Annotated in this window: 21 protein-coding genes; 10 read left to right on the top strand and 11 right to left on the bottom strand. The window is 71.5% G+C overall.

The window, feature by feature from the left end; all coding sequences use genetic code 11:
* Positions 1–101: 101 nt before the first annotated feature.
* Genes map through Q1V71_RS13900 form a run of 4 tightly spaced genes read right to left on the bottom strand, consistent with a single transcriptional unit; the run spans position 102 to position 4,109 of the window.
* A complete protein-coding gene (gene map / locus Q1V71_RS13915) occupies positions 102–884 on the bottom strand; it encodes a type I methionyl aminopeptidase (RefSeq protein ID WP_300644496.1) in 783 nt (260 codons plus the stop codon).
* 30 nt (positions 885–914) lie between these two features.
* Positions 915–2,075: a thiolase domain-containing protein gene (locus Q1V71_RS13910; RefSeq protein WP_300644494.1), complete on the bottom strand. Its 1,161-nt coding sequence runs from the start codon at positions 2,073–2,075 to the stop codon at positions 915–917.
* On the bottom strand, positions 2,075–3,124 hold the full coding sequence (locus tag Q1V71_RS13905) for a thiolase domain-containing protein (RefSeq protein ID WP_300644493.1): 1,050 nt from the start codon (positions 3,122–3,124) through the stop codon (positions 2,075–2,077). The genes Q1V71_RS13910 and Q1V71_RS13905 overlap by 1 nt, the downstream gene beginning before the upstream one ends.
* A gap of 16 nt (positions 3,125–3,140) precedes the next feature.
* Positions 3,141–4,109, bottom strand: coding sequence for a Zn-ribbon domain-containing OB-fold protein (locus Q1V71_RS13900; protein ID WP_300644492.1), 969 nt, complete (start codon positions 4,107–4,109; stop codon positions 3,141–3,143).
* A 58-nt stretch (positions 4,110–4,167) separates the two neighbouring features.
* Between Q1V71_RS13900 and Q1V71_RS13895 the strand changes: the two genes are divergently transcribed.
* The 3 genes from Q1V71_RS13895 (at position 4,168) to Q1V71_RS13885 (ending at position 7,852) form a co-directional block, all read left to right on the top strand.
* Positions 4,168–5,211, top strand: coding sequence for an LLM class F420-dependent oxidoreductase (locus Q1V71_RS13895; RefSeq protein WP_300644490.1), 1,044 nt, complete (start codon positions 4,168–4,170; stop codon positions 5,209–5,211).
* Between the two features lie 70 nt (positions 5,212–5,281).
* Positions 5,282–6,901, top strand: a complete 1,620-nt coding sequence (fadD8, locus tag Q1V71_RS13890; protein WP_300644488.1) for a fatty-acid--CoA ligase FadD8 — start codon at positions 5,282–5,284, stop codon at positions 6,899–6,901.
* Between the two features lie 123 nt (positions 6,902–7,024).
* The gene (locus Q1V71_RS13885) at positions 7,025–7,852 is read left to right on the top strand and encodes an IS5 family transposase (RefSeq protein WP_300644486.1); all 828 of its coding nucleotides are present in this window, start codon (positions 7,025–7,027) and stop codon (positions 7,850–7,852) included.
* A gap of 733 nt (positions 7,853–8,585) precedes the next feature.
* Here Q1V71_RS13885 and Q1V71_RS13880 read toward each other — a convergent pair.
* The 3 genes from Q1V71_RS13880 to Q1V71_RS13870 are packed head-to-tail and all read right to left on the bottom strand — an operon-like array spanning position 8,586 to position 10,687.
* Complete coding sequence (locus Q1V71_RS13880; protein ID WP_300644483.1) at positions 8,586–9,164, bottom strand: LemA family protein; 579 nt, start codon at positions 9,162–9,164, stop codon at positions 8,586–8,588.
* Complete coding sequence (locus tag Q1V71_RS13875; protein ID WP_300644481.1) at positions 9,161–9,862, bottom strand: hypothetical protein; 702 nt, start codon at positions 9,860–9,862, stop codon at positions 9,161–9,163. The genes Q1V71_RS13880 and Q1V71_RS13875 overlap by 4 nt, the downstream gene beginning before the upstream one ends.
* Positions 9,863–9,904: 42 nt before the next feature.
* On the bottom strand, positions 9,905–10,687 hold the full coding sequence (locus Q1V71_RS13870; protein ID WP_300644478.1) for a crotonase/enoyl-CoA hydratase family protein: 783 nt from the start codon (positions 10,685–10,687) through the stop codon (positions 9,905–9,907).
* A gap of 47 nt (positions 10,688–10,734) precedes the next feature.
* Here Q1V71_RS13870 and Q1V71_RS13865 point away from each other — a divergent pair, with 47 nt between their 5' ends.
* From Q1V71_RS13865 to Q1V71_RS13850, 4 genes are all read left to right on the top strand, one after another.
* A complete protein-coding gene (locus Q1V71_RS13865) occupies positions 10,735–12,378 on the top strand; it encodes an acyl-CoA synthetase (protein ID WP_300644477.1) in 1,644 nt (547 codons plus the stop codon).
* A gap of 44 nt (positions 12,379–12,422) precedes the next feature.
* The gene (locus Q1V71_RS13860; protein ID WP_300644475.1) at positions 12,423–13,529 is read left to right on the top strand and encodes a nitronate monooxygenase family protein; all 1,107 of its coding nucleotides are present in this window, start codon (positions 12,423–12,425) and stop codon (positions 13,527–13,529) included.
* Positions 13,530–13,635: 106 nt separating this feature from the next.
* Positions 13,636–15,117 (top strand): hypothetical protein, encoded by a 1,482-nt coding sequence (locus Q1V71_RS13855; protein WP_300644474.1) that lies wholly within the window; start codon positions 13,636–13,638, stop codon positions 15,115–15,117.
* Positions 15,118–15,144: 27 nt separating this feature from the next.
* Positions 15,145–16,236: a serine hydrolase domain-containing protein gene (locus tag Q1V71_RS13850; protein WP_300644473.1), complete on the top strand. Its 1,092-nt coding sequence runs from the start codon at positions 15,145–15,147 to the stop codon at positions 16,234–16,236.
* Positions 16,237–16,296: 60 nt separating this feature from the next.
* Here the strand turns inward: Q1V71_RS13850 and fadD1 are convergent, their stop codons facing one another.
* The 4 genes from fadD1 to Q1V71_RS13830 all read right to left on the bottom strand — a co-directional run bounded on the left by fadD1 (position 16,297) and on the right by Q1V71_RS13830 (position 21,923).
* Positions 16,297–17,865 carry a fatty-acid--CoA ligase FadD1 gene (fadD1, locus tag Q1V71_RS13845; protein ID WP_300644472.1) on the bottom strand — a complete coding sequence of 523 codons (1,569 nt, stop codon included), beginning with the start codon at positions 17,863–17,865 and terminating at the stop codon, positions 16,297–16,299.
* 71 nt (positions 17,866–17,936) lie between these two features.
* On the bottom strand, positions 17,937–19,580 hold the full coding sequence (locus Q1V71_RS13840; protein WP_300644469.1) for an AMP-binding protein: 1,644 nt from the start codon (positions 19,578–19,580) through the stop codon (positions 17,937–17,939).
* Positions 19,581–19,596: 16 nt separating this feature from the next.
* A complete protein-coding gene (locus tag Q1V71_RS13835; protein WP_300644468.1) occupies positions 19,597–20,700 on the bottom strand; it encodes an acyl-CoA dehydrogenase family protein in 1,104 nt (367 codons plus the stop codon).
* A gap of 35 nt (positions 20,701–20,735) precedes the next feature.
* Positions 20,736–21,923 carry an acyl-CoA dehydrogenase family protein gene (locus Q1V71_RS13830; protein WP_300644466.1) on the bottom strand — a complete coding sequence of 396 codons (1,188 nt, stop codon included), beginning with the start codon at positions 21,921–21,923 and terminating at the stop codon, positions 20,736–20,738.
* A gap of 136 nt (positions 21,924–22,059) precedes the next feature.
* Here Q1V71_RS13830 and Q1V71_RS13825 point away from each other — a divergent pair, with 136 nt between their 5' ends.
* From Q1V71_RS13825 to Q1V71_RS13815, 3 genes are read left to right on the top strand one after another with little or no spacing between them, the layout of a single operon-like run.
* The gene (locus Q1V71_RS13825; protein ID WP_300644465.1) at positions 22,060–23,262 is read left to right on the top strand and encodes a Rieske 2Fe-2S domain-containing protein; all 1,203 of its coding nucleotides are present in this window, start codon (positions 22,060–22,062) and stop codon (positions 23,260–23,262) included.
* Between the two features lies 1 nt (position 23,263).
* Positions 23,264–23,569 carry a hypothetical protein gene (locus tag Q1V71_RS13820; RefSeq protein WP_300644464.1) on the top strand — a complete coding sequence of 102 codons (306 nt, stop codon included), beginning with the start codon at positions 23,264–23,266 and terminating at the stop codon, positions 23,567–23,569.
* A gap of 6 nt (positions 23,570–23,575) precedes the next feature.
* A complete protein-coding gene (locus Q1V71_RS13815) occupies positions 23,576–24,691 on the top strand; it encodes a ferredoxin--NADP reductase (protein WP_300644463.1) in 1,116 nt (371 codons plus the stop codon).
* The last annotated feature ends 34 nt before the right edge of the window (positions 24,692–24,725 follow it).

Raw genomic sequence — 24,725 nt, 5'->3', positions numbered from 1 at the left:
GGCTCTGGAACATGGCATCCGGACGCCGTATCGCCGCCGCGCGCCGGTCGAACGGCGTGAGGGTCATGGCATCCAGACTCCGGATGCCATGACCGACGCGATCAGTCGACGCCGAGGAACGAGCGGTCGGTGAGGACGATGGGGCCGTCCTCCGTGATCGCGACCGTGTGCTCGGAGTGCGAACCGCGTGAGCCGTCGGCGCTGCGGAGCGTCCAGCCGTCGGGGTCGGTGTAGATCTCGTCGGTGGTGTGCAGGAACCACGGCTCGATGGCGATGACCAGGCCCGGCTGCAGCTTGAAGCCGCGCCCGGCGCGCCCGTCGTTGGGGATGTGCGGATCGCCGTGCATGGTCCGGCCCACGCCGTGCCCCCCGAACTGGGTGTTGATCGACAGGCCGGCGGCGCGCGCGACCCCGGCGATGGCGGCCGAGATGTCGCCGATCTTGTTGCCCGGACGGGCCGCCTCGATGCCGGCCTCCAAGGCGCGACCGGTGACCTCGATGAGTCGGAGGTCCTCCTCGCGCGGGGTGCCGACGACCACGGAGAGAGCGGAGTCGGACACCCAGCCGTCCACGGACGCGGCGAAGTCGACGGAGAGCAGGTCGCCGTCGGCGAGCACGTAGTCGTGGGGGAGGCCGTGCAGCACCGCGTCGTTGACCGAGGTGCACAGCACCTTGCCGAACGGCGAGGCCCCGAACGAGGGGTGGTAGTCGATGTAGCAGGACTCCGCGCCGGCGGCCCGGATCATGTCGTGGGCCAGGGCGTCCAGCTCGAGCAGGTTGACCCCGGGCGCGGCCTTCTCGGCCAGGGCGGAGATCACCGAGGCGACGAAGCGGCCCGCGGGTCGCATCTGCTCGATCTGGGTCGGCGTCCTGAGCTCGATCATGACGCCGACCCTATCGATCGCTGGTGCGGCCTAACTGGTCGGCTTGTCGGCGCCGACGACCCACATCGCGAAGAACTGCGAGCCACCGCCGTACGCGTGGCCCAGCGCCTTGCGCGCGCCGTCGACCTGGTGCTCCCCGGCCGCCCCGCGCACCTGGAGCGCAGCCTCGCCGAAGCGGAGCATGCCGGAGGCGCCGATGGGGTTGGACGACATCACGCCGCCCGAGCAGTTGACCGGGATCCGACCGTCCATCGCCGTGGCGCCGGACTCGGTCAGCTTCCAGCCCCCGCCCTCCTCGGCGAAGCCGAGCGACTCCAGCCACATCGGCTCGAACCACGAGAACGGGACGTAGATCTCGGCCGCGTCGATCTCGTCGATCGGCGAGGTGATGCCGGCCTGCTTGAACAGCGCCGCGGCCGCGTCGCGCGATGCCTGCGGGTTGACCTGGTCGCGCTCGGCCGCGGTGGTGGCCTCCGAGCGCATGACGGTGCCGTGGATCCACGCCGGGTTCGGCGAGGAGGCGGCGGTGTCCTGGTCCACGATCACCAGGGCGCAGGCGCCGTCGGAGGAGGGGCACGTCTCGTCGTACCGGATGGGGTCCCACAGCATCTGGGAGGCCAGCACCTGCTCGACGGTCTTGGCCTCGCGCAGGTGGGCGTAGGGGTTCTTCAGCGCGTTCGTGCGGTCCTTGGCCGCCACGATGGCGCCCACGTGGGTGGGGGCGCCGGAGCGGCGGATGTAGGAGCGCACGTGGGGCGCGAAGTAGCCGCCCGCACCGGCGTGGACCGGCATGTTGAACGGCACCGGCACCGAGAGTGCCCACATCGCGTTGGACTCCGACTGCTTCTCGTAGGCCACGGTCAGCACGCGCTTGTGCACGCCCGACTGCACGAGGGAGGCCGCGACGATCGCCGTCGAGCCGCCCACGGAGCCGGCGGTGTGCACGCGCAGCAGCGGCTTGCCGGCCGCGCCGAGCGACTCGGCGAGGAACAGCTCGGGCATCATCACGCCCTCGAACAGGTCCGGGGCCTTGCCGACGACGATCGCGTCGATGTCGTCGAGGGTCATCCCGGCGTCCGCAAGTGCCCGGTCGATCGCCTCGCGGCACAGGCCGGCCATCGAGACGTCCGCACGCTGGGCGCGGTGGTGGGTCTGGCCGACGCCGACCACCGCGGCAGGCTGCTTGGCCATCAGATCGTCCCTTCCAGGGTGCACATGAAGTTCTGCTGCAGCGCCGGCCCGCTGGTCGCGTGCGCGAGCGCCTTGTCGGACTCGCCGGCCCAGATCCGGCGGGCGGCCTCGCCGACCCGGATGCCGCCGGCGGAGAACATCGGGTTGCTCGCGAGCGCGCCGCCCGACGGGTTGATCCGCACGTCCTCGCCGAGCCCGGCCTCGCGCCGCAGCACGAGCTCCTGGTGGCTGAAGGGCGCGTGCAGCTCGGCGGTGTCGACACCGCCGAGGTCGAGCGCTGCGGCGCAGCGGCGGGCCGACTCGGAGACGGTGAGGTCGCGCGACATCGTCATGGCGTCGACGTACGTCGAGGCGCCGGTGAGCCACGCGGGGCGCTCGCGCACCTCGCGGGCCTTGTCGCCGGCGGCCAGCACGAGGGCGGCGGCGCCATCGGTGACCGGCGCGCAGTCGTGCTTGCGCAGCGGGTCGGCGTACATCGGCCGGGCCAGCAGCTCCTCGACCGAGGAGCCGCCCTTGCGCACGGCGTACTCGTTGGCCTCGGCGTCGCGCAGCGACCGGTCGACGACCTCGGCCATGGCGCGCTCGTCCCAGAGGCCGGCGTCCATGCCGGCGCGGGCCTGGAGGCCCGCCAGCGACACGGTGTCGGGCCACAGCGGGGTCATCGTGTAGGGCTCGAGCTGCAGGGCCAGGGTGCGGCGCAGGACGCCGGCCGAGGACTTGCCGAAGGCGTAGACCAGGGCGGTGTCCACCTCGCCGGTCTGGATCTTGACCCAGGCCTCGTACATCGCCCAGGCCAGGTCCATCTCGACGTGCGACTCGTTGACCGGCGGGATGACCCCGATCGCGTCCACGGCCTGCACGAAGGAGAAGGAGCGGCCGGCGAGGTAGTCGGAGGAGCCGGAGCACCAGAAGCCCACGTCGTGCCGGGTCCACCCGGTCTGCTCGTAGCACTCCTCGAACAGCGGGACCAGCAGCTCCACGCAGGTGGGGGACCCGTCGAACTCGGGCATCTGTCGCTGGGCGAACCCGACGACGGCGACGTCTCTCATCAGTTCTCTCCCCGTCTCAGAGGTGGTGCTTGTAGGTGTCGAAGTCCGCGTCCGGGTCACCCGTCGGCGCGAAGTGGCTGATGTTCTCGATCGTGGTGCCCCACTCCTCGCGGGGCTTCCAGACCGCCTTGACCCGCATGCCCATCCGCACCTCGTCGGCGGGGCAGTCGAGGATCAGGTGCAGGAAGGCGATGTCCGCGCCGTCCAGCAGCACGTACGCCGAGACGTACGGCGGGGTGATCCGCTGCCCGAGGAACGGCACGTTGACGATGCAGAAGGTGGTGACGGTCCCGGTCTGGGAGAGCTCGACCTCCTCGGCGGTCGGGGTGCCGTCGGAGGGGCAGGCAGCCCGGGGCGGCACGTAGACCTTGCCGCAGGTCGGGCAGCGCTGGCCCAGGATCCGGCCCTCGGCCAGGCCTCGGTAGAAGGCGGACTCCTCCGGGCTGGCGGCGTAGGTGTAGTCGAGGCTGACCGGCACGACGATCCCCGTGACGGGGTCCACCGCCCCGGCGGGCGCCACCAGGGGCGCGGCCGGGTCGGGTGCAGGGGAGTCACTGGGCTCGAAGCACGCGATGTCGGTGATCGCGCCGACCCGCTCCTCGGCCCAGCGGATCCGCACCCGCATGCCGGTCGAGACCTCGTCGGGGGAGGCGACGTCCAGCGCGTGCAGCAGCGGCCGGGTCGCCCCGTCCAGGGTGACCAGCGCGAAGGCGAAGGGACGGTCGAAGGGCTGGTGCTTGACCGGCTCCGGCACCCAGGTCCACGACGTCACGGTCCCCTCGGAGGAGACCTCGACGAAGTCCTCCAGCGCGGCGTGGGTCACCGGGTCGTACTCCGGCGGCGGCACGACGACCTGCCCGTCGGAGGTCCGTCCGGCCACGACGACGCCGTCGCGCAGGCCGGTCAGGAAGCGTCCGAGGACGGGTCCGGTGGATCGGGTGTAGTCGAAGGCGACCGTCACCGGTGCCGACAGGGTGCGGGACATGGGATGAAACTAGAACGTGTTCTATGACGAAGGCAACCGTTCTGGCAGGGTGTCCACCATGAAACTGGGACTTCAGCTGGGCTACTGGCAGGCGCAGATGCCGACGCACCACGGCGACCTCGTGCAGGCGGCCGACGAGTCCGGCTTCGACGCGATCTTCACCGCCGAGGCCTGGGGCTCCGATGCCTTCACCCCGCTCGCGTGGTGGGGTCGCGAGACGAGCAACGTGCGGCTCGGCACCTCGATCGTGCAGATGTCCGGACGGACCCCGACGTCGATCGCGATGCACGCCCTCACCCTCGACCACCTCTCCGGCGGCAGGCTGGTCCTCGGCATGGGCGTGAGCGGGCCCCAGGTCGTCGAAGGCTGGTACGGCGAGCCGTTCGCCAAGCCGCTGGCCCGCACCCGCGAGGTCGTCGACATCATCCGCCAGGTGCTGCGCCGTGAGGGCCCGGTCACCAACCCCGGCCCGCACTACCCGTTGCCCTACACCGGTCCCGGGTCGCTCGGCCTGGGCAAGCCGCTGAAGCCGATCACGCACCCGCTGCGCGCCGACGTGCCGATCTGGCTCGGCGCCGAGGGACCCAAGAACGTCGCCCAGACCGCCGAGATCGCCGACGGCTGGATCCCGATCTTCTACACGCCCAAGTCGGCAGGGATGTACCGCCCCTGGCTCGACGAGGGCTTCGCGCGGCCCGGCGCCCGGCGTACCCGCGACGACTTCGAGATCGCGGCCACCTGCCACCTCGAGATCGTCCCGGACGCCGACGCCAAGCGGCGGGCGCTGGACGCGATGAAGCCCTTCGCCGCGCTCTACATGGGCGGCATGGGTGCGGCGGAGATGAACTTCCACAACCAGGTCTTCATCCGGATGGGCTACGAGGAGGTCGCCGTCAAGGTGCAGGAGCTCTACCTCGCCGGCAAGAAGGATGAGGCCACCGCGCTCATCCCCGACGAGCTGGTCGAGGACCTGCACATCATCGGGACGCCGGACGAGGTCAAGGACAAGGTCGCGGAGTGGGAGGACACCGGCGTCACGACCCTGCTGGTCAGCCTCCACACCCCCGACGAGGTACGCCGGGTGGCGGACCTGCTCGCCTGAGCAGGCTGCGCGCGTCCGCCGGCGCGCAGGGTGCTGGACCCGAACTGGAACACGTTCTAGTCTCACGGCCATGACCGCGACCGACACCCCGGCCACCGACACCCTGCGCACCGGCACCCACAACGGCCACCTCATGGTCGCCGCCCTAAAGCGGCACCGCACGAGGCCGGTGATGCACCTCGGCGACACGGTCCTGACCGGCGGCGAGACGGCCGACCGGATCAGCCAGTACGTCCAGGCCTTCGAGTCCCTCGACGCCGGCCGCGGCACCGCAGGCGCCCTGCTCGCGCTGAACCGGCCCGAGGTGCTGTTCATCCTCGGCGCGGGCCAGACCCAGGGCTACCGGCGCACGTCGCTGCACCCGCTCGGCTCGCTCGACGACCACGCCTACGTCATCAACGACGCCGAGATCACCGTGCTGGTCGTCGACCCGGTCTTCGCCGAGCGCGCCGTCGGCCTGCTGGAGAAGTGCCCGGGTCTGAAGCAGGTCCTCACGATCGGCCCCGTGCCCGAGAACCTGGCGCACGTCGGCAAGGACCTCGTCGCCACCGCCGCGCAGTTCGAGCCGCGGCCGCTGGAGGCGGTGCTGCTCCCGCCGGACCACATCACGTCGATCACCTACACCGGCGGCACCACCGGCAAGCCCAAGGGCGTCATCGGCCTCTCGCAGTCGTTCTCGACGATGAGCGCCGTGCAGCTCTCGGAGTGGGAGTGGCCGGAGAACCCGCGCTTCCTCATGTGCACGCCGCTCTCGCACGCGGGCGCCGCCTTCTTCACCCCGACCGTCATCAAGGGCGGCGAGCTGTTCGTGCTCACGAAGTTCGACCCTGCCGAGGTGCTGCGCACCATCGAGGAGCAGAAGATCACGGCCACCATGCTGGTGCCCTCGATGCTCTACGCGCTCATGGACCACCCCGACAGCCGCACGCGCGACCTGTCCTCGCTCGAGACCGTCTACTACGGCGCCTCGGCGATCAACCCGGTCCGGCTCAAGGAGGCGATCGAGCGCTTCGGGCCGATCTTCGCGCAGTACTACGGCCAGTCCGAGGCCCCGATGGTCATCACCTACCTCTCCAAGAGCGACCACGCCGAGGCCGTGGCCAGCGGCAACGACGCGCGGCTGTCCTCCTGCGGCCGCCCCGCGGCGATGGTCCGCACCGCGCTGCTCGGTGAGGACGGCAACCCGGTCGCGGTGGGCGAGCCCGGCGAGATCTGCGTCGCCGGCCCGCTGCTCTCCGGCGGCTACTGGAAGCTCCCGGAGGTCACCGCCGAGACCTTCCGCGACGGCTGGATGCACACCGGCGACGTGGCCCGCGAGGACGAGGACGGCTTCTGGTACATCGTCGACCGCACCAAGGACATGATCGTCACGGGCGGCTTCAACGTCTTCCCGCGCGAGGTCGAGGACGTCGTCGCCGAGCACCCCGCGATCGCCCAGGTCGGCGTGATCGGCACCCCGCACGAGAAGTTCGGCGAGGCGGTCACCGCGATCGTCGTGCTGCGCGAGGGCCACGAGCTCACCGACCAGGTCGTCCACGAGATCCAGGAGATGGTCAAGGAGCGCAAGGGCTCGGTGCAGGCCCCGAAGCAGGTCATCGCGACCGACGCGCTCCCGCTCACCGGTCTCGGCAAGCCCGACAAGAAGGCCCTGCGCGCCCAGTTCTGGACCGGCGACCGCTCCGTCGGCTGACCCCTCGTCGCCGAGCCGGCGCCACGTTCCGGAACCATGCGCCGACTGGGCGTACGACGGTGGGCGGGTCTCACTAGGTGTGTCCCTATTGCAGGAGCGGTTTCCGTGGGCACTGTGCGAGGCATGCCGTACCCCAGTGACCTGACCGACGACCAGTGGAACCTGCTGGAGCCGGTGTTCAACGCGCCGGGCAAGCGCGGCCGCAAGCACGCTGGTGACCTGCGAACCGTGGTAGACGCGATGCTCTACATCGCCCAGACAGGCTGCCAGTGGCGCTACCTTCCGGCGTCGTTCGGGCCGTGGACTCGAGTCTGGTCTCAGTTCCGGCGCTGGTCACGCAACGGCACGTGGGCGCAGGCCCTGACGGTGCTGCATGCGGCCGCGCGGCAAGCGGATGGGCGGGCCGATGAGGTGCCCTCGATGGTCGTCATTGACACCCACCTGGCGCGTGGCGCGTCGAATGGCGGGCTCACCTTCCACGACCGGGGCGGCCCCTACGGGCGCACCAAGGGCGCCAAGCGCGTCATCGCCGTCGACGTGACCGGCCTCCCGGTCGGCGCCCTTGTCGTGCCCGCCTCCACCCACGAGAATCGGGCCAGCGAGCCGATGCTGGAGCACCTGACCCAGCAAGGCGTCACCGGCCGGCTCGAGCTGGTGCTGGTGGACCGCGGGGTCACGACCGCTGCGGCCCGCAGCATCGGCCGCGACCACGACCTCGAGGTCCGCCGGGTCGGATGGGACGACAAGCAACCGGTCTTCCGCCCCATCCGACACGCTTGGCGCGTAGAGGTCGCCCACGGCCGCCTCGGCCGCTCTCGCCGGCTGGCGAAGTCATTCGAGAACACCACCACCTCGGCGACCGGCTGGCTCCAGGTCGCCTGTATCGCCACCACGCTGCGCCATCTGTCCGGTGGGCCCGGCCGCCGACGCCCGGTCGCGCTCGCAGCTTGACCGAGGGAACCGTTCAACCGGGCGTAGCGTCCTACTGACGACCAGGAACCACGCAGATGGGATGGCTAGTGATGAGACGCGTCGCCTTGACTGCAGCCTGCCTTGGGCTCATAGCCGTCGTGAGCGCTTGTGCCGGCGAGGGGACCGCCAGCGACACCGGGGCAGCTAGCCAGGAAGGTGAGATTCGCGTCCTCGACGGCTCTAGTCGAGACGGATCGCAGAATCCCACAGCGGATCGTCGCGGACCGCTCCCCGATGGAGGGGCTGCCCGGTGTGTTGAGTCATACGACCCGAAAGCCGTCACGGGGCGCGCGTTCGCGTTCGATGGAGTGGTGGTGGCAGTAGGCGATTCGGTTTCCGACCGCGGAGACGAGGCGGACCTGGGACTACCTGGAGTCACCTTTGAGGTTCGGGAGTGGTTCTCCGGTGGCCGGGGCGACACGGTCACGGTTGACGCACAACCCCCGACCACGGGCCCCACGGACCCGTCTGATGCGGGGTACGCCTACGGCGTCGGTTCACGGCTACTCGTGAGCGGTGAGGCCAGGTGGGGCGGTTCCCCGCTCGAATCTCCCATCGCATGGGGCTGCGGGTTCAGCCGCTACTACGACCCTGAAACCGCCACGGCTTGGCGTGACGCCCTCGCGCGCTGAACGGCGACCTGGGAACGTCTTCGAGTTGGACAGTCGAGTGTTCGCGCGCCAGGAGCGTGCCGCAATAGGGACACACCCAGTCAGCCCAGCCCGGTGCTCGGGGCGGCCCGGTGGGCGGGGTCGCGCAGCTCGAAGAAGTCGCGCTCGCGGAACCCGAAGGCGGCCGCCACGAGGTTGGACGGCACGGTGCGGACCCGGGTGTTCAACGCGGCCACGTTGCCGTTGTAGAAGCGCCGTGCCGCGGCGATCCGGTCCTCGGTGAGCGCGAGGTCGCCCTGCAGCGCGAGGAACACCTCGCTGGCCCGCAGGTCGGGGTAGGCCTCGGCCCGGGCGAGCACCCGGCCGAGCGCCGAGCCGACCCGGTCCTCGTAGGAGCCGCGTGCGGCGGGACGGTCGCCGGCATGGGCCGTGGCGTCCTCCCGAGCGCGCACCAGCACGTCCAGCAGCTCCCGCTCGTGAGCGGCGTAGCCGCGCACGGCCTCGACCAGGTTCGGGATCAGCTCGTGGCGGCGGGTGAGCTCGACGTCGATGCCGCTCCAGGACTGCTCGACCAGCGCCACCTGCCGGATGAAGCGGTTGTACATCACGACGACCGCGAGGCCGAGCACGAGCAGGAGACCGCCGCCCACCAGGAGCAGCACGCCCGCTCCGCCGCTCATCCCTGGCCCCGCAGCTGACGCCAGACGAACTCGGGGATCCGGTCCGCGATTCCGTCCATGGCGGCGAGCCGGTCCTCGACGAGGGCGGGCGAGTGCTTGCCCGAGCTGATCATCACCAGCGAGTCGCCCTCGGTGCGCCAGGCCAGGTCCGGGCGGGTCAGCAGCATCTCGATCATCTGCGGGTGCAGCACGTCGTAGGCGAACTTCCGGTCCGGCGCCCCGACCGTGAAGGCGCGGTTGAACTGCTCGGAGTCCAGCTGCACGTCGCTGTTGAAGACGCGCCCGAAGAAGCGGCTGACGACGTTCTCCGGGGTCACGGACAGCTCGGGCAGCGCAACGCCGAGGTGCGTGGCCACCACCGAGAAGTGGTAGGTCGAGGTGCGCCGGTTCTTCCCGGAGCCCGTGCGCTGGGAGTACTGGTAGTCGAAGGCGACCGTGGCCCTGCCGTCGTGCTGGCCGAGCAGCACGTTCTGGGCGCGCCGGCCGAAGCCGCGCCCGAACGGCGCGCCCGTGAACCGGTGGACCAACGCGGGGTCCTCGCGGACGTAGGTCCACCCGCGCGAGGCGGCGTACGCCGCGAACGCCTCGCGGCGCTTGCGGGCCTGCTCCAGGGTCCACCAGACGGCCCCGCCCGCGAGGACGAGGAAAGCCAGCGGGAAGAGCAGCGGCAGTGCGCCGACCAGGTCCGAAAGGTCCACGGCGCCAGTCTGGCCGACCGGCGACGAGAGGAGACCCCCGGGTCAGCGGCCCTGGAACTCGGGCTTGCGCTTCTCCAGGAACGCCCGCGGGCCCTCCTTGGCGTCGTCGGAGGAGAAGACCGCGGCGCCCACCTTGGCGTCGTCGGCCCAGCAGTCTTCCTCGTGCTTGCCCTCGGAGTCGCGCATCGTCTTGAGGATCGCCTGGACCGCGAGCGGGCCGTTGGCGGCGATCATGTCGGCGATCTCGCGCGCCTTCTCGAGCGCGGTGCCGTCGGGGACGACGTGCCCGATCAGGCCCAGCTCCTTGGCCTCGGGGGCGAGCAGGGTGCGTCCGGTCAGCAGCAGCTCGGCGGCGACGGTGTAGGGGATCTGGCGGGGGAGCCGCACCGCGGAGCCGCCCATCGGGTAGAGCGACCAGCGCGCCTCGGCGACGCCGAACTTCGCCGACTCGCCCGCCACCCGGATGTCGGTGCCCTGCAGGATCTCGGTGCCACCGGCGATGGCAGGGCCCTCGACGGCCGCGATGAGCGGCTTGGTGAGGCGGAAGCCCTTGAGCAGGCCCTTGATGACCGAGGGGTCGAACTCGCCGGACTCGAAGCTCTCCGAGGGCGGCTTCTCGTCCGCGGTCTTCAGGTCCATCCCGGCGCAGAAGTAGCCGCCGGCGCCGGTGAGGATGCACACGCGGATGGAGTCGTCGGTGTTCACCCGGTCCCAGGCGTCCTCCATGATCCGCAGCATCTCGCTCGACAGCGCGTTGCGGCGCTCGGGACGGTTCATCGTGACGATCAGGACGTGGCCGTCCTGCTCCACCAGGCAGTCGCTCATGGGCCGTGATGCTAGCCACAAACGAGAACGTGTTCTAGTCTCGGGCCGTGGCCCTGAACATCGCAGACCTCTTCGAGCACGCCGTCGACGCCGCCCCGCAGAACCCCGCCCTGAAGGTGGGGGACCGGGTGGCCACCTACGCCGACCTGGAGGCGGACTCCAACCGCCTGGCGCACTACCTGCAGAGCCAGGGCGTCGGCCCCGGCGACCACGTCGCCATCTACGCCAAGAACTCCATCGAGCACGTCGTGGCGGTCCTGGCGACGGTCAAGATCCGCGCGGTGACCATCAACGTCAACTACCGCTACGTCGAGGGCGAGCTCAACTACCTCTTCGACAACGCCGACGTCGTGGCCGTGGTGATGGAGCGCTCCTACGCCGACCTGGTGGCCAAGGTCGCGCCGAACCACGCCAAGCTGACGACCTTCGTGGTCATCCCCGACGCGATCGACCCCGACGACGCCTCGGACGTCTCGTCCTTCGGCGGCGTGCTGTACGCCGACGCGGTCGCCGGCCAGAGCGCCGAGCGCGACTTCGCCGAGCGCAGCGCCGACGACATCCACATCATCTACACCGGCGGCACCACCGGCTTCCCCAAGGGCGTCATGTGGCGCCACGAGGACTTCTGGCGCGTGCTCGGCGGCGGCATCGACTTCTACACCGGGGAGCCGCTGGAGGAGTTCGACCAGTCCAAGCAGGCCACCGACCCCCGGATGACGACCTTCCCGCTCAGCCCGCTCATGCACGGCGGCGCGCAGGCCGGTCTGCTCATGCACCTCTTCGCCGGCCACCTCACGGTGCTCGAGCCGAAGTTCGACCCCCAGCGCACCTGGGAGATCATCGAGCAGGACAAGGTCCAGCTCATCTTCATGACCGGCGACGCGATGGCGCGCCCGCTCATCGAGGAGTTCGAGCGCAAGAAGGCCACCGGCACGCCGTACGACGCCAGCAGCCTCTTCGCCATCTCCAGCTCGGCGGCGATCTTCTCCCCGCCGGTGAAGAAGCGCTGGATGGACGAGTTCACCAACGCGATCTTCACCGACTCCATCGGTGCCACCGAGACCGGCTTCTCCGGCATGGGCATGCAGGACAAGAACGCCATCTCCACCGACGGCCCCGTCGTCGGCCTGGGACCCGCCTCGGTCGTGCTCGACGAGGACAACCGCCCGATCCCGATGACCGAGGTCGGCAGGATCGGTCGCCTGGCCTGCGGCGGCAACGTCCCGGTCGGCTACTACAAGGACCCGGTGAAGTCCGCGGCGACCTTCATCGAGGTCGACGGCGAGCGCTACTCGGTGCCCGGCGACTTCGCGCGGATCGAGACCGACGGGCGCGTGACGCTGCTGGGCCGCGGCTCCAACTGCGTCAACACCGGCGGCGAGAAGGTCTACCCCGAGGAGGTCGAGATGGCGATCAAGGGCCACCCGGCCGTCTACGACACCCTCGTCGTCGGCATCCCGGACGCCACCTACGGCCAGGCGGTCGCGGCCGTGGTCCAGCTCCGCGACGGCGCGTCCCTCGAGCTCGAGGAGCTGCGGGAGTACCTCCGCGCCCACTTGTCGGGCTACAAGCTGCCCCGCTCGCTCACGGTCGTCGACACGATCCCCCGCAACGCCACCGGCAAGGCGCAGTACCCCGCGGCCAAGGAGATGGCGCTCGCTTCCCAGGCCGAGGCCGCGCCCGCCGGCTGAGCCCGTCCCGCCTTCCCCCCACCACCTGCCAGGAGTCACCTGACATGCGCACCCAGATCTGCGACCAGTTCGGCATCGACTACCCGATCATGGCCTTCACGCCCTCCGAGCACGTCGCCGCCGCCGTCTCGCGCGCAGGCGGCCTCGGCGTCCTCGGCTGCGTCCGGTTCAACAGCACCGAGGAGCTCGACCAGACCCTCACCTGGATGGACGAGAACACCGACGGCAAGCCGTACGGCGTGGACGTCGTCATGCCGATGAAGATCCCCACCGAGGGCACCTCGACCGACCTCTCGGCCTACATCCCCGAGGAGCACAAGAAGTTCGTCGACGAGACGCTGCTCAAGCTCGGCGTCCCGCCGCTGCCGGAGGGCGAGGGCCGCGAGGGCGTCCTGGGGTGGCTGCACTCGATGGCGCGCTCGCACGTCGACGTCGCGCTGACCCACCGCCCGGTCTTCATGGCCAACGCGCTCGGCTCCCCGCCGGTCGACGTCATCGAGCAGTGCCACGCCGCCGGCGTGAAGGTCGGCGCGCTGGCCGGCGCCCCGAAGCACGCGCTGAGCCACGTCGCCAACGGCGTCGACATCATCATCGCCCAGGGCTACGAGGCCGGCGGCCATACCGGTGAGATCGCCTCGATGGTCCTGACGCCCGACATCGTCGACGCCGTAGGCCCCGACGTCCCCGTGCTCGGTGCCGGCGGCATCGGCTCGGGCCGGCAGATCGCCGCCTCCATCGCGCTCGGCTCCCAGGGCGTGTGGATGGGCTCGATCTGGCTCGGCACCGAGGAGTACCGCAACCTCTCCAACAACCACGAGGCCTGGGAGACCGCCTTCACCCGGGCGACCTCCGCCGACACCGTGCGCACGCGGGTCTACACCGGCAAGCCCGCGCGCCTGCTCAAGACCAAGTGGACCGAGGCCTGGGCCGAGGAGGGCGCTCCCGCTCCGCTGCCGATGCCGCTGCAGAACCTGCTCGTCGCCGAGGCGCACAACCGGATCGTCGCCAGCAACGACCCCGACGTCATCTCCATGCCGGTCGGCCAGATCGTCGGCCGGATGAACGAGGTGCGCCCCGTCGCCGACGTGATGGCCAGCCTGGTGTCCGAGTTCGAGGAGGCCGTGGCGGCCCTCAACAAGGTCAACGGCTGACGCCCGGGGTGCCTCTGCTGCCCGGACCTCTGCTGCCCGGACCTCTGCTGCGAGGCCCGCGGTCGGAGGGTGTCCTCGACGCGACGTCACACCTAGTGTCCTGGGTGTGACGCACGCGACAGCCGGACCCGTCCGGCGGCTCCTCGTGGCGACGGCAGCCCTGGTGGTGGTGGGCGGCGCGGCCGTCGGCCTCGGGGGCTCGGTCGGTGGCTCGTCGGTGACCGACGCGCCCCGCGCAGCTGTCCCCGTCGCCGACTGCGGCCCCGGGTCCCGCCCGGAGACCGACATCCAGGGCCGGGTGCCGCTCGCCGACTACGTGTCGGGTCGCGCGGGCGAGGGCTACACCTGCAACACCCGCGAGCTGGCGCGGCACGGCACGACCGGTGGCTTCAAGGTACTGCGCTACACCGACCGGACCGGCCGCACCTGCGCCTACTACGACAACACGCTGCTGTTCCCCCGCGACGCCCTCGACAACCTGGTGGACGGCCAGGGAACGGTCGTGCTCGACATGACCCGGCCGAGCCGACCGGTCGAGACGACCCGCCTGACCTCGCCCGCGATGATCAGCCCCCACGAGTCGCTGCTGGTCAACAAGCGCCGAGGACTGCTCGCCGGGGTGCTCGGCACCGCGGCGACGTACCCGGGCATCCTCGACGTCTACGACATCAGCCGGGACTGCCGGGCGCCACGGCTGCTCTCCTCGACGCCGTCGGGCGTGCTGGGGCACGAGAGCGGCTGGTCGAAGGACGGTCGGACGTTCTACACCAGCAGCGCGGTGCAGACCCTGGTCGGCGTCGACCTGACCGACCCCGCGGACCCCGAGACGCTGTTCGTGCGGCCGGGCGTCTACTACCACGGGCTGCGCCTCTCCTCCGACGACCGGACGCTGTACGCCGCCAACCTCGGCACCCCGGGCCCCACGCTGTTGTCCGGGGCCGGTCTGGCCGTGCTCGACGTCTCCGACGTCCACGAGCGGCTGCCGGACGCCGAGCCGCAGGTGATCTCGACCCTCGCCTGGGACGACGCCTCCATCCCGCAGGTGGCCGAGCCCTTCCGCCGCGGCGGGCGCGACTACGTTTTCGAGATCGACGAGTTCATCGACTTCTTCGAGCTCACGGGCCTGGCGGCCTTCCCGCGCTCACCGGTCGGCATCGCCCGCATCATCGACGTCGACGACCCGCGCCGGCCGCGCGTGGTCTCGGAGATCGCCCTGGAGGTGCATGAAGACGAGGTCCGCGACGGCCCGCAGCTGCTTGACCCGGGGGCACTGTTCCCCGCCCAGGGCTACGCCGGGCACTACTGCTCGCTGCCCACCCGCAGGGCGCCCAAGATCGCCGGCTGCTCGATGATCCTGTCGGGGCTGCGGCTCTTCGACATCCGCGACGTCCGCAACCCGCGCGAGGTGGCCTACTTCAACCAGCCGCTGGTGCCGGGGGAGCGGCTGGCGCTGCCGACGCTCGCGGGCGGCTACGCCATGTCCGCGCCCGCCTGGGACAGGCGGCGCGGCCAGGTGTGGTACTCCGACGTCAACACCGGCTTCTACACCGTCAAGCTCACCAACGGGGTCGCCCGGCTCCTGCGCTGAGCTCGTGGTCTGGGGCAGCATGGCTCCGTGCGACCGGACGAGGTGCTCGACGACCTGGTGGCCCGCGGCCAGGAGCCCGGCGGGGCGGTGGCCGTGGTGCGCGGCGGTGAGGTCGAGGTCGACCACGCCGCCGGCACCCGCGGCGCCGACGGCGCACCCTTCACCTGCGACACCCTGGTGATGACCTACTCGGTCGCCAAGCCCGTCGCCGCCTGCGCGACGCTGAGCGCGGTCGCCGACGGGTACCTCGAGCTGGACCTGCCGGTCGCCGAGGTGTGGCCGGACTACGCCGCGCACGGCAAGTCGGGCACGACGGTGCGGCACCTGCTCTCGCACGCGGCCGGGCTGCCCTCCTTCCCACCGGAGGCCGTGGACGTGGCCTTCGACGACCGCGACACCCTCGTCGCCCTGCTGGCGGGAGCCGAGCCGGCACACGCACCGGGTGTGGAAGTGGCCGAGCACGCCCTGACCTACGGTCACCTGCTCGACGAGGTCGTGCGGCGCGCGGGAGCCGGGTCGCTGGCCGACCGCTTCGCCCGGGTCGCCGCGGGTGCCGGCTGGGACCTGCACCTGGTCGTGCCTGAGACGGCCCTGCCACGAGTGGCCGAGGTGACGGTGCTCGACCCTGCGAGCTGGCCGTCGGCGTACCTGGAGGACCCGCGGTGGGGACCAGCGCTGGGACGACCGAGGGGCCTGCTCGATCCTGCCGTGCTCAACAGCACCCGGTGGCGCCGCACCAGCTTCCCCGCCATCGGCCTGCACGCGACCGCGCTCGCGCTGGCCGCGTTCCACGACGACCTGCTGCGCCCCGACGGACACGTCGCCGGGGCGCTGGGGCACGAGCTGTGGACGGCGTACCTGGAGCCCGCGGCCAGCGGTCACGATCGCGTGCTCGACCGTCCGGTGACGTGGTCCCTCGGTCACCAGCTGGACGAGGAGGAGCTGCCGAACGGTCGGGTGCAGCGCGAGATCGGAATGGGTGGGGCGGGGGGCTGCGCCGCCTGGGCCGTCGTCGACGAGGGTTACGGCGCGGCCTACGTGGGCCGAGGCCTCGGCTCGCACGACCGCAGCGGCGCGATCTGGGACGCGGTCACCGCCACGGCCGGTCGGTCCCGCTGAGGGTGGGCCGCTGGACGAGCACGCGGCACCCGGACGATGGCGTGACGCTCCGACGTCGGCTCAGGAGTACGCCGTCCCCCGCTCCTGACGCGTCCACAGCACGCCGTCCCCGGCCGTGGCGCCCTGGGCGATCAGCTCGCGCTTGAGCACCTTGTTGGTGGCCGTCGCCGGCAGGTCGGTGTCGATCCGCACGTAACGCGGCCAGGCCTTGGGGGAGAGGTCGGGCTGCTCGGCCAGGAACGTCTCCAGCTGTGCCGGGGTGAGCTCCTCGCCCTCGTTGAGCACGATCGCCGCCATCACCTGGTCGCCCACGTGCTGGTCGCGCACGGCGTACACCGCCACCCGGTTGAGCTGCGGGAGCCGCTGGAGGATCCGCTCGACCGGGCCGGCGGCGAGGTTCTCCCCGTCCACCCGCATCCAGTCCGCGGTGCGCCCGGCGAGGTAGATCCACCCCTCGGCGTCCTTGTACGCCAGGTCGCCTGACCAGTACATCCCGTGCCGCATCCGGTCGGCGTTGGCGTCGGGGTCGTTGTAGTAGCCCTGGAAGTAGCCGCCGCCGGTCGTGTTGACCAGCTCCCCGACCGCCTCGTCGGCGTTGAGCAGCGCGCCGTGCTCGTCGAAGCGGGCCGGCGGGCACTCGGTGACGGTGTCGGCGTCGTAGACCGCCACGCCGTCCATGCCCTTGCCGATCGAGCCCGGCGGGGTGCCGGGCTCGCGCAGGATGATGATCGCCAGCTCGGTGGAGCCGAAGCCGTCCATCACCTCGCAGCCGAAGCGCCGGGAGAACTCCGCGATGTCGCGGTCGCTGGCCTCGTTGCCGAACGCCACCCGCAGCGTGTTGTCGGCGTCGTCACCGCGCTCGGGCGTGGCGAGCACGTAGGCCAGCGGCTTGCCGACGTAGTTCATGTAGGTCACGCCGTGGCGGCGCACGTCGTCGAGGAAGCGCGACGCGGAGAACTTCGTCGGCACCATCGTCGCGCCCGAGGCGACGGCGACGGCCCAGCCCGCCACCACCGCGTTGGAGTGGAAGAGCGGCATCGAGAGGTAGCAGACGTCGTCGGGGGTGATGGTGAAGCGGTCGACCAGGTTCAGCCCGGAGAAGAGCACCATCAGGTGCGCCACCTGGACGGCCTTCGGGTCACCCGAGGTCCCGGAGGTGAAGATCATCATGAAGGTGTCCATGGCCTCGACCTCGCGCAGAGGCACCAGGTCGTCGGCGGCGCCCAGCTCCTCGGCCCAGGCGGCCGACTCCACGTCCACGACCCGCACCCCACCGAGGTCCACGCCCTCCAGCAGCGGCAGGTGCTCGGCGTCGGTGAGCAGCAGCTGGCACTCGGCGCGGCGCACGTCGGCGGCCAGACCCTCGCCGCGGCGGGTGGTGTTGATGCCGCACAGGACGTAGCCCCCCAGGCCGGCCGCGGCCATCGCCCGCAGCATCGCGGGGGAGTTGCCGAGCAGCGTGCCCACGTGGACCGGGCGCTCCCGGTCGACGCCCGCGAGGACGGCCGCGGCCTCGGCGGAGGCCTCCGCGAGGTGCTCGCGCCAGGTCCAGGACCGGTCCCCGCTGACGACGGCGGTGCCGTCGTCCTCGAGCCTCTCCCGGAGCAGCTGCTGCACGTTCTCGGCCATCGGGCCTCCTGGTGGTGACTGGAACACGTTCTAGTTGACGCGCGTCAACGTATGTCCCACGTCACACCCGGTCAAGCACCCCCGCGCACCTCGGCGTACGTCGTGCCGCGCTCGTCCCGCTCCAGCAGCCGCCCGCGGCCGGCCACGGGGCCCTGGGCGGCGAGGTCGCGCTTGAGCACCTTCGTGGTCGCGGTCCGGGGGAGCTCGTCGAGGTCGGCCAGGAGCCGCACCCACCGCGGCCGGCCCTTGGTGGGCAGGTCGCCCTGGGCGTCGAGGTAGGAGCCCACCTCGTCGGCGGACAGCGGCCGGGAGGTCACGAGCGCGGCCACCACCTGGTCGCCGACGCCCAGCGGGCCGGGGTCGGCGACGGCGTACACCGCCGCCTGCTCGACGGCCGGGTGCCGCAGCCAGATCCGCTCCAGCGGCGCCGCGGCGAGGTTCTCGCCGTCGACCCGCAGCCAGTCGGCCGTGCGACCGGCGAAGTAGACCCACCCGTCGGGGTCGCGGTAGGCGAGGTCGCCGGACCAGTACATCCCGCCGCGCATCCGCTCGGCCTCGGCCTCGGGGTCGTCGTAGTAGCCGGCGAACGCCCCGCCGCCGGTCGTGTTGACCAGCTGCCCGACCGCCTCGTCCGCGTTCAGTAGCCGACCGTCGTCGTCGAAGACCGCGTCGGCGACCGGGGACCCGTCCTCGTGCAGCACCGCCACGCCCGGCAGCGGCCACCCCAGCGCGCCGGCCGGCATGTCGGGGCGCCGCTGCACGACCACGGCGTTCTCGGTGGAGGAGTAGGAGTCCACGACGGTGCAGCCGAAGCGGCGGCCGAACTCCGCGATCGCGCGCTCGTTGGCCTCGTTGCCGAAGACCAGCCGGAGCGGGTTGTCGGCGTCGTCGGGTTGCTCCGGCGTGCCGAGGACGTAGGTGAGCGGCTTGCCGACGTAGTTGGCGTACGTCGCCCCGAACCGACGCACGTCGGGCAGGAAGCCGCTCGCGCTGAACCGCCGGGCCAGCGCGACGGTCGCGCCCCCGGCGAGCGCCGGTCCCCAGCCGGCCATGACGGCGTTGGAGTGGAAGAGCGGCATCGAGAGGTAGGCGACGTCGCCGGGGCCCAGGCCGAACCGCTCGGCCAGCATGGTGCCGGGGCCGGCGATCTTGGCCTGGGTCACCCGGACGGCCTTGGGGTCGCCCGAGGTGCCCGAGGTGAAGATCAGCATCACCAGCGTGTCGGCGTCGACGTCGGTCTCCGGCACGGGAGCGCCTCGGTGGGCGTCCAGCAGCCCGCCCCAGTCCGGTGAGTCCAGGGGCAGCACGGCCGCGGCCGCGGCCTCGTCGTGGCCGTGGTCGAGGTTGGCCAGCAGGTCCACGTGCGCGGCGTCGGTGAGCACGACCTGGCAGTCCGTGCGGCGCACGTCGCCCGCCAGCGCCTCACCGCGGCGGGTCGGGTTGAGCCCGACGACCACGAGGCCGCCGAGGGCGGCCGCGCCGAGGGTCAGCAGGAAGTCCGGGGTGTTCTCGAGGAGCACGCCCACGTGCGGCGGCCGGTCGGGGTCCAGCACGCTGCGCAGCGCGGCGGCGCGGTCACACCCCTCGGCGACGACCTCGGCCCAGGTCAGCTGCTCGTCCTCGAACAGCAGTCCCGGGCGCGGGTCGTCGCGGCGGGCGAGCAGCAGGTCCCGGAGGGTCTCGACGCCCGCTCGCTGCGCTCGCTGCTCGACCACCGGGGGGTGCGGTGGGTCAGGCCGGCTCGGCCGCGAGCACGCGGCCGATCGAGAGGGCCTGCTCGGTGGCGCCACCGAAGGCGAACTCCAGCCGCTTGGCGGTCGTGAAGTAGCGGTGCGCCTCGCCGTCGAGGTCGATGCCGACACCACCGTGCACGTGCACGGTGGTGTGGGCCAGCCGGTGGGCGGCGTCCGCGGCCCACAGCTTCGCGATCGCGACCTCGGTGTCGGCGGGCAGGCCCTCGGCGAGCCGCCAGGCGGCCGACCACAGGGTCAGCCGCTGGCCGAGCACGTCGATGTAGCCGTCGGCCAGTCGCTGGGAGACCGCCTGGAAGGTGCCGATCGGGCGACCGAACTGCTCGCGGGTCTTGGCGTACTGCGCGGTCAGCCGCAGCGCACCCTCGGTGATCCCGAGCAGCTCCGCGGCGGTGGTGACCGTGACCAGGTCGCCCAGGCGGTTCGCGGTGCTGCCGTCCAGCGCGCCGACCGGGGTGCCCGGCGTGCGCAGCAGGTCGAGGCGCACGACGGTGTCGCCGTCGCTCGTGCGGCCCGGGGTGGTGCTGGCGCCGGCGGCACCGGCCTCGACCAGGAACACCCCGACGCCCTCGGGCGTGGTCGCGCTGACGAGGTACGCCGCGGCGCGGTCGCCCGCGCGGACCAGCGACTTGCTGCCGGACAGCACCCAGCCCGCGTCGGTCGAGGTGGCCGAGACGACCGGGAGCGTCGGCAGGTGCGTGCGCTCCTCGGCCAGGGCCACGGTGAGGACCGACTCGCCGCTCGCCGCGCCGGGGAGCCACCGCTCGTTGAGCTCGGCGGAGCCGGCCTCGGCCAGGAGCAGGGCCGCAGCCCCGTGGGTCGCGAGCGGGACCGGCGCGACCCGGCGGCCCGCCTCGTCCAGCACCCGGCACAGCTCGATGAGGCCGAGCCCGGCGCCGCCGTACGACTCCGGGACCGCGAGGGAGAGCAGGCCGGCCTCGCCGAGGGCGGCCCAGAGGTCGGGGTCGAAGCGGGAGCCGGTGGCCTCGACGGCCTTCTGCCGGTCGTTGGTCACGCGGGCGTCGAGGATCTGGGCGGCCAGCGCAGCGGCGTCGTCCTGCTCGGGGGTGAAGGAGAAGTCCATGTCGGTCCGTCCTGGAGGCAGAGGGGAGGCGGGGGTCAGCGCTTCGCGGCAGGCAGGCCGAGACCGACGTAGCCGATGATGTCGCGCTGGATCTCGTTGGTGCCGCCGCCGAAGGTCATGACGAGCGAGGAGCGGTGGAAGCGCTCGAGGCGTCCGGCGAGCACGGCGCCCTCGGAGTCGGCGGTGAGGCCGGAGTGGGGGCCGACGATCTCCATGAGCGAGCGGTAGACGTCCGTCGCCAGCTCGGAGCCGTAGATCTTGGTGGCCGAGGCCTCGGCCGGGGACAGCGCGATGCCGCGGTCGGCGTCGGAGGCCAGCTTCCAGTTCAGCAGGGTGAGCATCTCGACCCGTGCGTGCGCGCGGCCGAGCGCGATCTGCACCCACTCGGCGTCGATGACCCGGTGGCCGTCGGGGTTCTTGGTCTGCTGGGCCCACTCGCGCACGAGCTTCAGCGACTGCGTGAGCGGCGCGGAGGAGGTGAGGGCCACCCGCTCGGCGTTGAGCTGGTCGGTCATGAGCGACCAGCCGCCGTTGAGCTCGCCGACCAGGTTGCCCACGGGCACCCGGACGTCCTCGTAGTAGGTGGCGCTGGTGTGCACGCCGGCGACGGTGTGGACCGGGGTGAAGGAGAAGCCGGGGGAGTCCTTGGGGACCAGGATCATCGACAGGCCCTTGTGGCGGGGCAGGTCGGCGTCGGTGCGGCAGGCCAGCCAGATCCAGTCGGCGTACTGGATGAGCGAGGTCCACATCTTCTGGCCGTTGATGACCCACTCGTCGCCCTCGCGGACCGCCCTGGTCCGCAGCGAGGCGAGGTCGGTGCCCGAGCCGGGCTCGGAGTAGCCGATGGAGAAGTGGAGCTCGCCGGCGAGGATCTTGGGGAGGAAGTACTCCTTCTGCTCCTCGGTCCCGTAGCGCATGATCGTCGGCCCCACCGTGTTGAGCGTCAGGTAGGGGATCGGCACGCCGAAGTCGGCCGCGACGTCGGTGAAGATGAGCTGGTCGACCATCGAGCGCGCCTGGCCGCCGTACTCCTCCGGCCAGCCGATGCCCAGCCAGCCGTCGGTTCCGAGCTGACGGATGACGGCCTTGTAGACGCCCTCCTCGCCGAACTCCCCGGTCGCGGACGAGAGGCCCGCGCGGATCTCGGGCGTGACCAGGTTGCCGAAGTACTCCCGCAGCTCCTCGCGCAGGGCGATCTGGGCGGGTTCGAGGGCGAGGTGCATGTGGTGCTCCCATCGGGGCGGAACGGGGGAGGATGAGTCGCAGGGGGCGCAGGTCCGGGTGTCGCTGGTCACGCCTCGTCAAAAACTATAACCTGTTCTCGTTTTGGTCCACCGTCCCCAGACCCGGGAGGTCCACATGACCGGCACGGCCACCCCCACCGGCACCCGCCACCTCGACCAGGGCATCGCGCCCGACCGCTACGCGCGGGGCTGGCACTGCCTCGGGCTGGAGCGACGCTTCACCGACGGCAAGCCGCACTCCGTGCCCGCCTTCGGCGGCAAGCTCGTCGTCTGGCAGGACAGCACCGGCGGGCTCAACGTCCTGGACGGCTACTGCCGCCACATGGGTGGGGACCTGACCCAGGGCCAGGTCAAGGGCGACGAGATCGCCTGCCCCTTCCACGACTGGCGGTGGGGCGGCGACGGCAAGTGCAAGCAGATCCCCTACGCCCGCCGGGTCCCGCTGCGCGCCCGCACCCAGCGCTACGCGACCGCGATCCGCAACCAGCAGCTCTTCATCTGGTTCGACCCCGAGGGCTCGGCCCCCGACGAGTCGCTGCTGCCACCGGAGCTGCCGGGCCTGACCAGCGGGAAGTACACCGACTGGGTCTGGGAGACCGAGCAGATCGAGGGCTCCAACTGCCGCGAGCTGATCGACAACGTCGTCGACATGGCGCACTTCTACTACGTGCACCTGGCTTTCCCGACCAGCTTCCGCAACGTCTTCGAGGGCCAGCAGGCCACCCAGTTCATGGAGTCCAAGGGCCGCCCCGACGTCAGCGGCGGCTACGGCTCGGAGGACTTCTTCCTCAAGTCCGAGGCGACCTACTACGGCCCGAGCTACATGATCAACTGGCTCTGGACCGACTACAAGGGCTTCAAGACCGAGGTCGTGCTCATCAACACCCACATCGCCACCGGCCCGGACTCCTTCACGCTGCAGTACGGCATCATCGTGGAGAAGCCCGAGGGCATGGACGACGAGACCGCCGCCTTCATCGGCCAGAAGTACGCCGACATGTTCGGCCAGGGCTTCCTGCAGGACGTCCACATCTGGAAGAACAAGGTGCCGGTCCAGAACCCGCTCCTGTGCGAGGAGGACGGCCCGGTCTACCAGCTGCGCCGGTGGTACGAGCAGTTCTACGTCGACGTCGCCGACATCACCCCGGACATGACCGACCGCTTCGAGTTCGAGGTCGACACCGACAAGGCCAACGAGTTCTGGCAGGACGAGGTCGCGGCCAACCTGGCCCGCAAGGCCGAGGAGGACGCCGCCGCCGAGGCTGCGTCCGCGTCCGAGGCGGAGGGTGCCGACCCGGCCCTCATGTCGGGGACCTGAGGTGGCGTCCTTCGTCCCCACCGACCCCGAGACCCTCGAGGACCAGCGGCGCTACACCCAGGCCAGGCTCACCCGGGTCGAGTGCCTGGACTGCCTGGCCGCGGTCGGGGTGAAGAAGAACAGCGAGCACCACACCTCGGTGCAGTGGAGCAGCCAGGCCGCGGCCGCCTGCCCCGACCTCGTACGCCGTCGCGCCGAGAGCCCCGACGGACGGCTGCTGCACCACGCCTGCCCCCGGATGTCGGCGAGCATCGAGGCCGCGGTGCGGGACGGGCGGCTGACCATCGGAGCAGAGGACGGATACTGAACCACCGTGAGCCAGACCTCGAGTGACCCGTCGTATGTGCTGGAGGTCGTCGCCGTCACGGACGAGACGGCCGACGCCCGCTCCATCTCCTTCGCCGTGCCCGAGGGTGCGCAGGACGCCTTCCGCTACAAGCCGGGCCAGTTCCTCACCCTCGCCGTGCCCAGCGACCGCGACGGCCTGGCGGCGCGCTGCTACTCGCTGTCGTCCTCGCCGCACGACGGGGGGCCGCTCACGGTCACCGTCAAGCGCACCGTCGACGGCTACGCCTCCAACTGGGTCTGCGACCACCTCGACGTCGGGTCGACGATGCGGGTGCTGCCGCCGAGCGGCATCTTCACCCCGGCCTCGCTGGACGCCGACCTGCTGCTCTTCGCGGGCGGCTCCGGCGTCACGCCGATCATGTCCATCACCCGCACCGCGCTCGACCAGGGCTCGGGCCGGATCGTGGTGTTCTACGCCAACCGCGACGAGCGGTCGGTCATCTTCGCCTCCGAGCTGACCAGGCTGGCCGCTGAGCACCCCGACCGGCTCCAGGTCGTCCACTGGCTGGAGTCGGTCCAGGGGCTGCCGACCGGTGAGCAGCTGCGCGCGTTCGCGTCGGCCTACACCACCTGGGACGCCTTCGTGTGCGGACCGGCGCCGTTCATGAAGCTGGTGACCACGGCGCTGCGCGAGCTGGAGTTCCCCCGCGAGCGCCGGCACCAGGAGAAGTTCGTCTCCCTGGGCGGCAACCCCTTCGGCGACGTGGCCGAGGTAGCGGCTGCCGCAGCAGAGGTCGCCGCAGCCGAGTCCGACACCGAGGGCGGGGTCGAGCCGGCGGACGGCGTACCGGACGGGCCGCAGGCCCCGGTGCGACTCGAGGTCGAGCTCGACGGCGAGACCCACGTCTTCGACGACTGGCAGCCCGGCACCACGATGCTCGAGCACCTCGAGGCCAGGGGCGTCAAGGCGCCCTACTCGTGCCGCGAAGGGGAGTGCTCGGCCTGCGCCGTGCGGCTGCTGGAGGGCGAGGTCAAGATGCTGCACAACGACGTCCTCGACGACGAGGACATCGCCGACGGCATCCGGCTCGGCTGCCAGTCCGTGCCGGTCACCGACACGGTCCGCGCGACCTACTCCTGACCCCCTGTGACCTGCTCCTGACCCGCTTCGCGCG

Source organism: Nocardioides sp. (assembly GCF_030149505.1).
Taxonomy (GTDB): domain Bacteria; phylum Actinomycetota; class Actinomycetes; order Propionibacteriales; family Nocardioidaceae; genus Nocardioides.
The sequence above is the reverse complement of the archived record's forward strand: the minus strand, read 5'-3'. Positions and strand labels throughout refer to the sequence as shown.

Bases quoted from the DNA above. Each gene is read 5' to 3' on its own strand.
- map (WP_300644496.1), bottom strand. From the start codon at position 884: ATGATCGAGCTCAGGACGCCGACCCAGATCGAGCAGATGCGACCCGCG.
- Q1V71_RS13910 (WP_300644494.1), bottom strand. From the start codon at position 2,075: ATGGCCAAGCAGCCTGCCGCGGTGGTCGGCGTCGGCCAGACCCACCAC.
- Q1V71_RS13905 (WP_300644493.1), bottom strand. From the start codon at position 3,124: ATGAGAGACGTCGCCGTCGTCGGGTTCGCCCAGCGACAGATGCCCGAG.
- Q1V71_RS13900 (WP_300644492.1), bottom strand. From the start codon at position 4,109: ATGTCCCGCACCCTGTCGGCACCGGTGACGGTCGCCTTCGACTACACC.
- Q1V71_RS13895 (WP_300644490.1), top strand. From the start codon at position 4,168: ATGAAACTGGGACTTCAGCTGGGCTACTGGCAGGCGCAGATGCCGACG.
- fadD8 (WP_300644488.1), top strand. From the start codon at position 5,282: ATGACCGCGACCGACACCCCGGCCACCGACACCCTGCGCACCGGCACC.
- Q1V71_RS13885 (WP_300644486.1), top strand. From the start codon at position 7,025: ATGCCGTACCCCAGTGACCTGACCGACGACCAGTGGAACCTGCTGGAG.
- Q1V71_RS13880 (WP_300644483.1), bottom strand. From the start codon at position 9,164: ATGAGCGGCGGAGCGGGCGTGCTGCTCCTGGTGGGCGGCGGTCTCCTG.
- Q1V71_RS13870 (WP_300644478.1), bottom strand. From the start codon at position 10,687: ATGAGCGACTGCCTGGTGGAGCAGGACGGCCACGTCCTGATCGTCACG.
- Q1V71_RS13860 (WP_300644475.1), top strand. From the start codon at position 12,423: ATGCGCACCCAGATCTGCGACCAGTTCGGCATCGACTACCCGATCATG.
- fadD1 (WP_300644472.1), bottom strand. From the start codon at position 17,865: ATGGCCGAGAACGTGCAGCAGCTGCTCCGGGAGAGGCTCGAGGACGAC.
- Q1V71_RS13835 (WP_300644468.1), bottom strand. From the start codon at position 20,700: ATGGACTTCTCCTTCACCCCCGAGCAGGACGACGCCGCTGCGCTGGCC.
- Q1V71_RS13830 (WP_300644466.1), bottom strand. From the start codon at position 21,923: ATGCACCTCGCCCTCGAACCCGCCCAGATCGCCCTGCGCGAGGAGCTG.
- Q1V71_RS13825 (WP_300644465.1), top strand. From the start codon at position 22,060: ATGACCGGCACGGCCACCCCCACCGGCACCCGCCACCTCGACCAGGGC.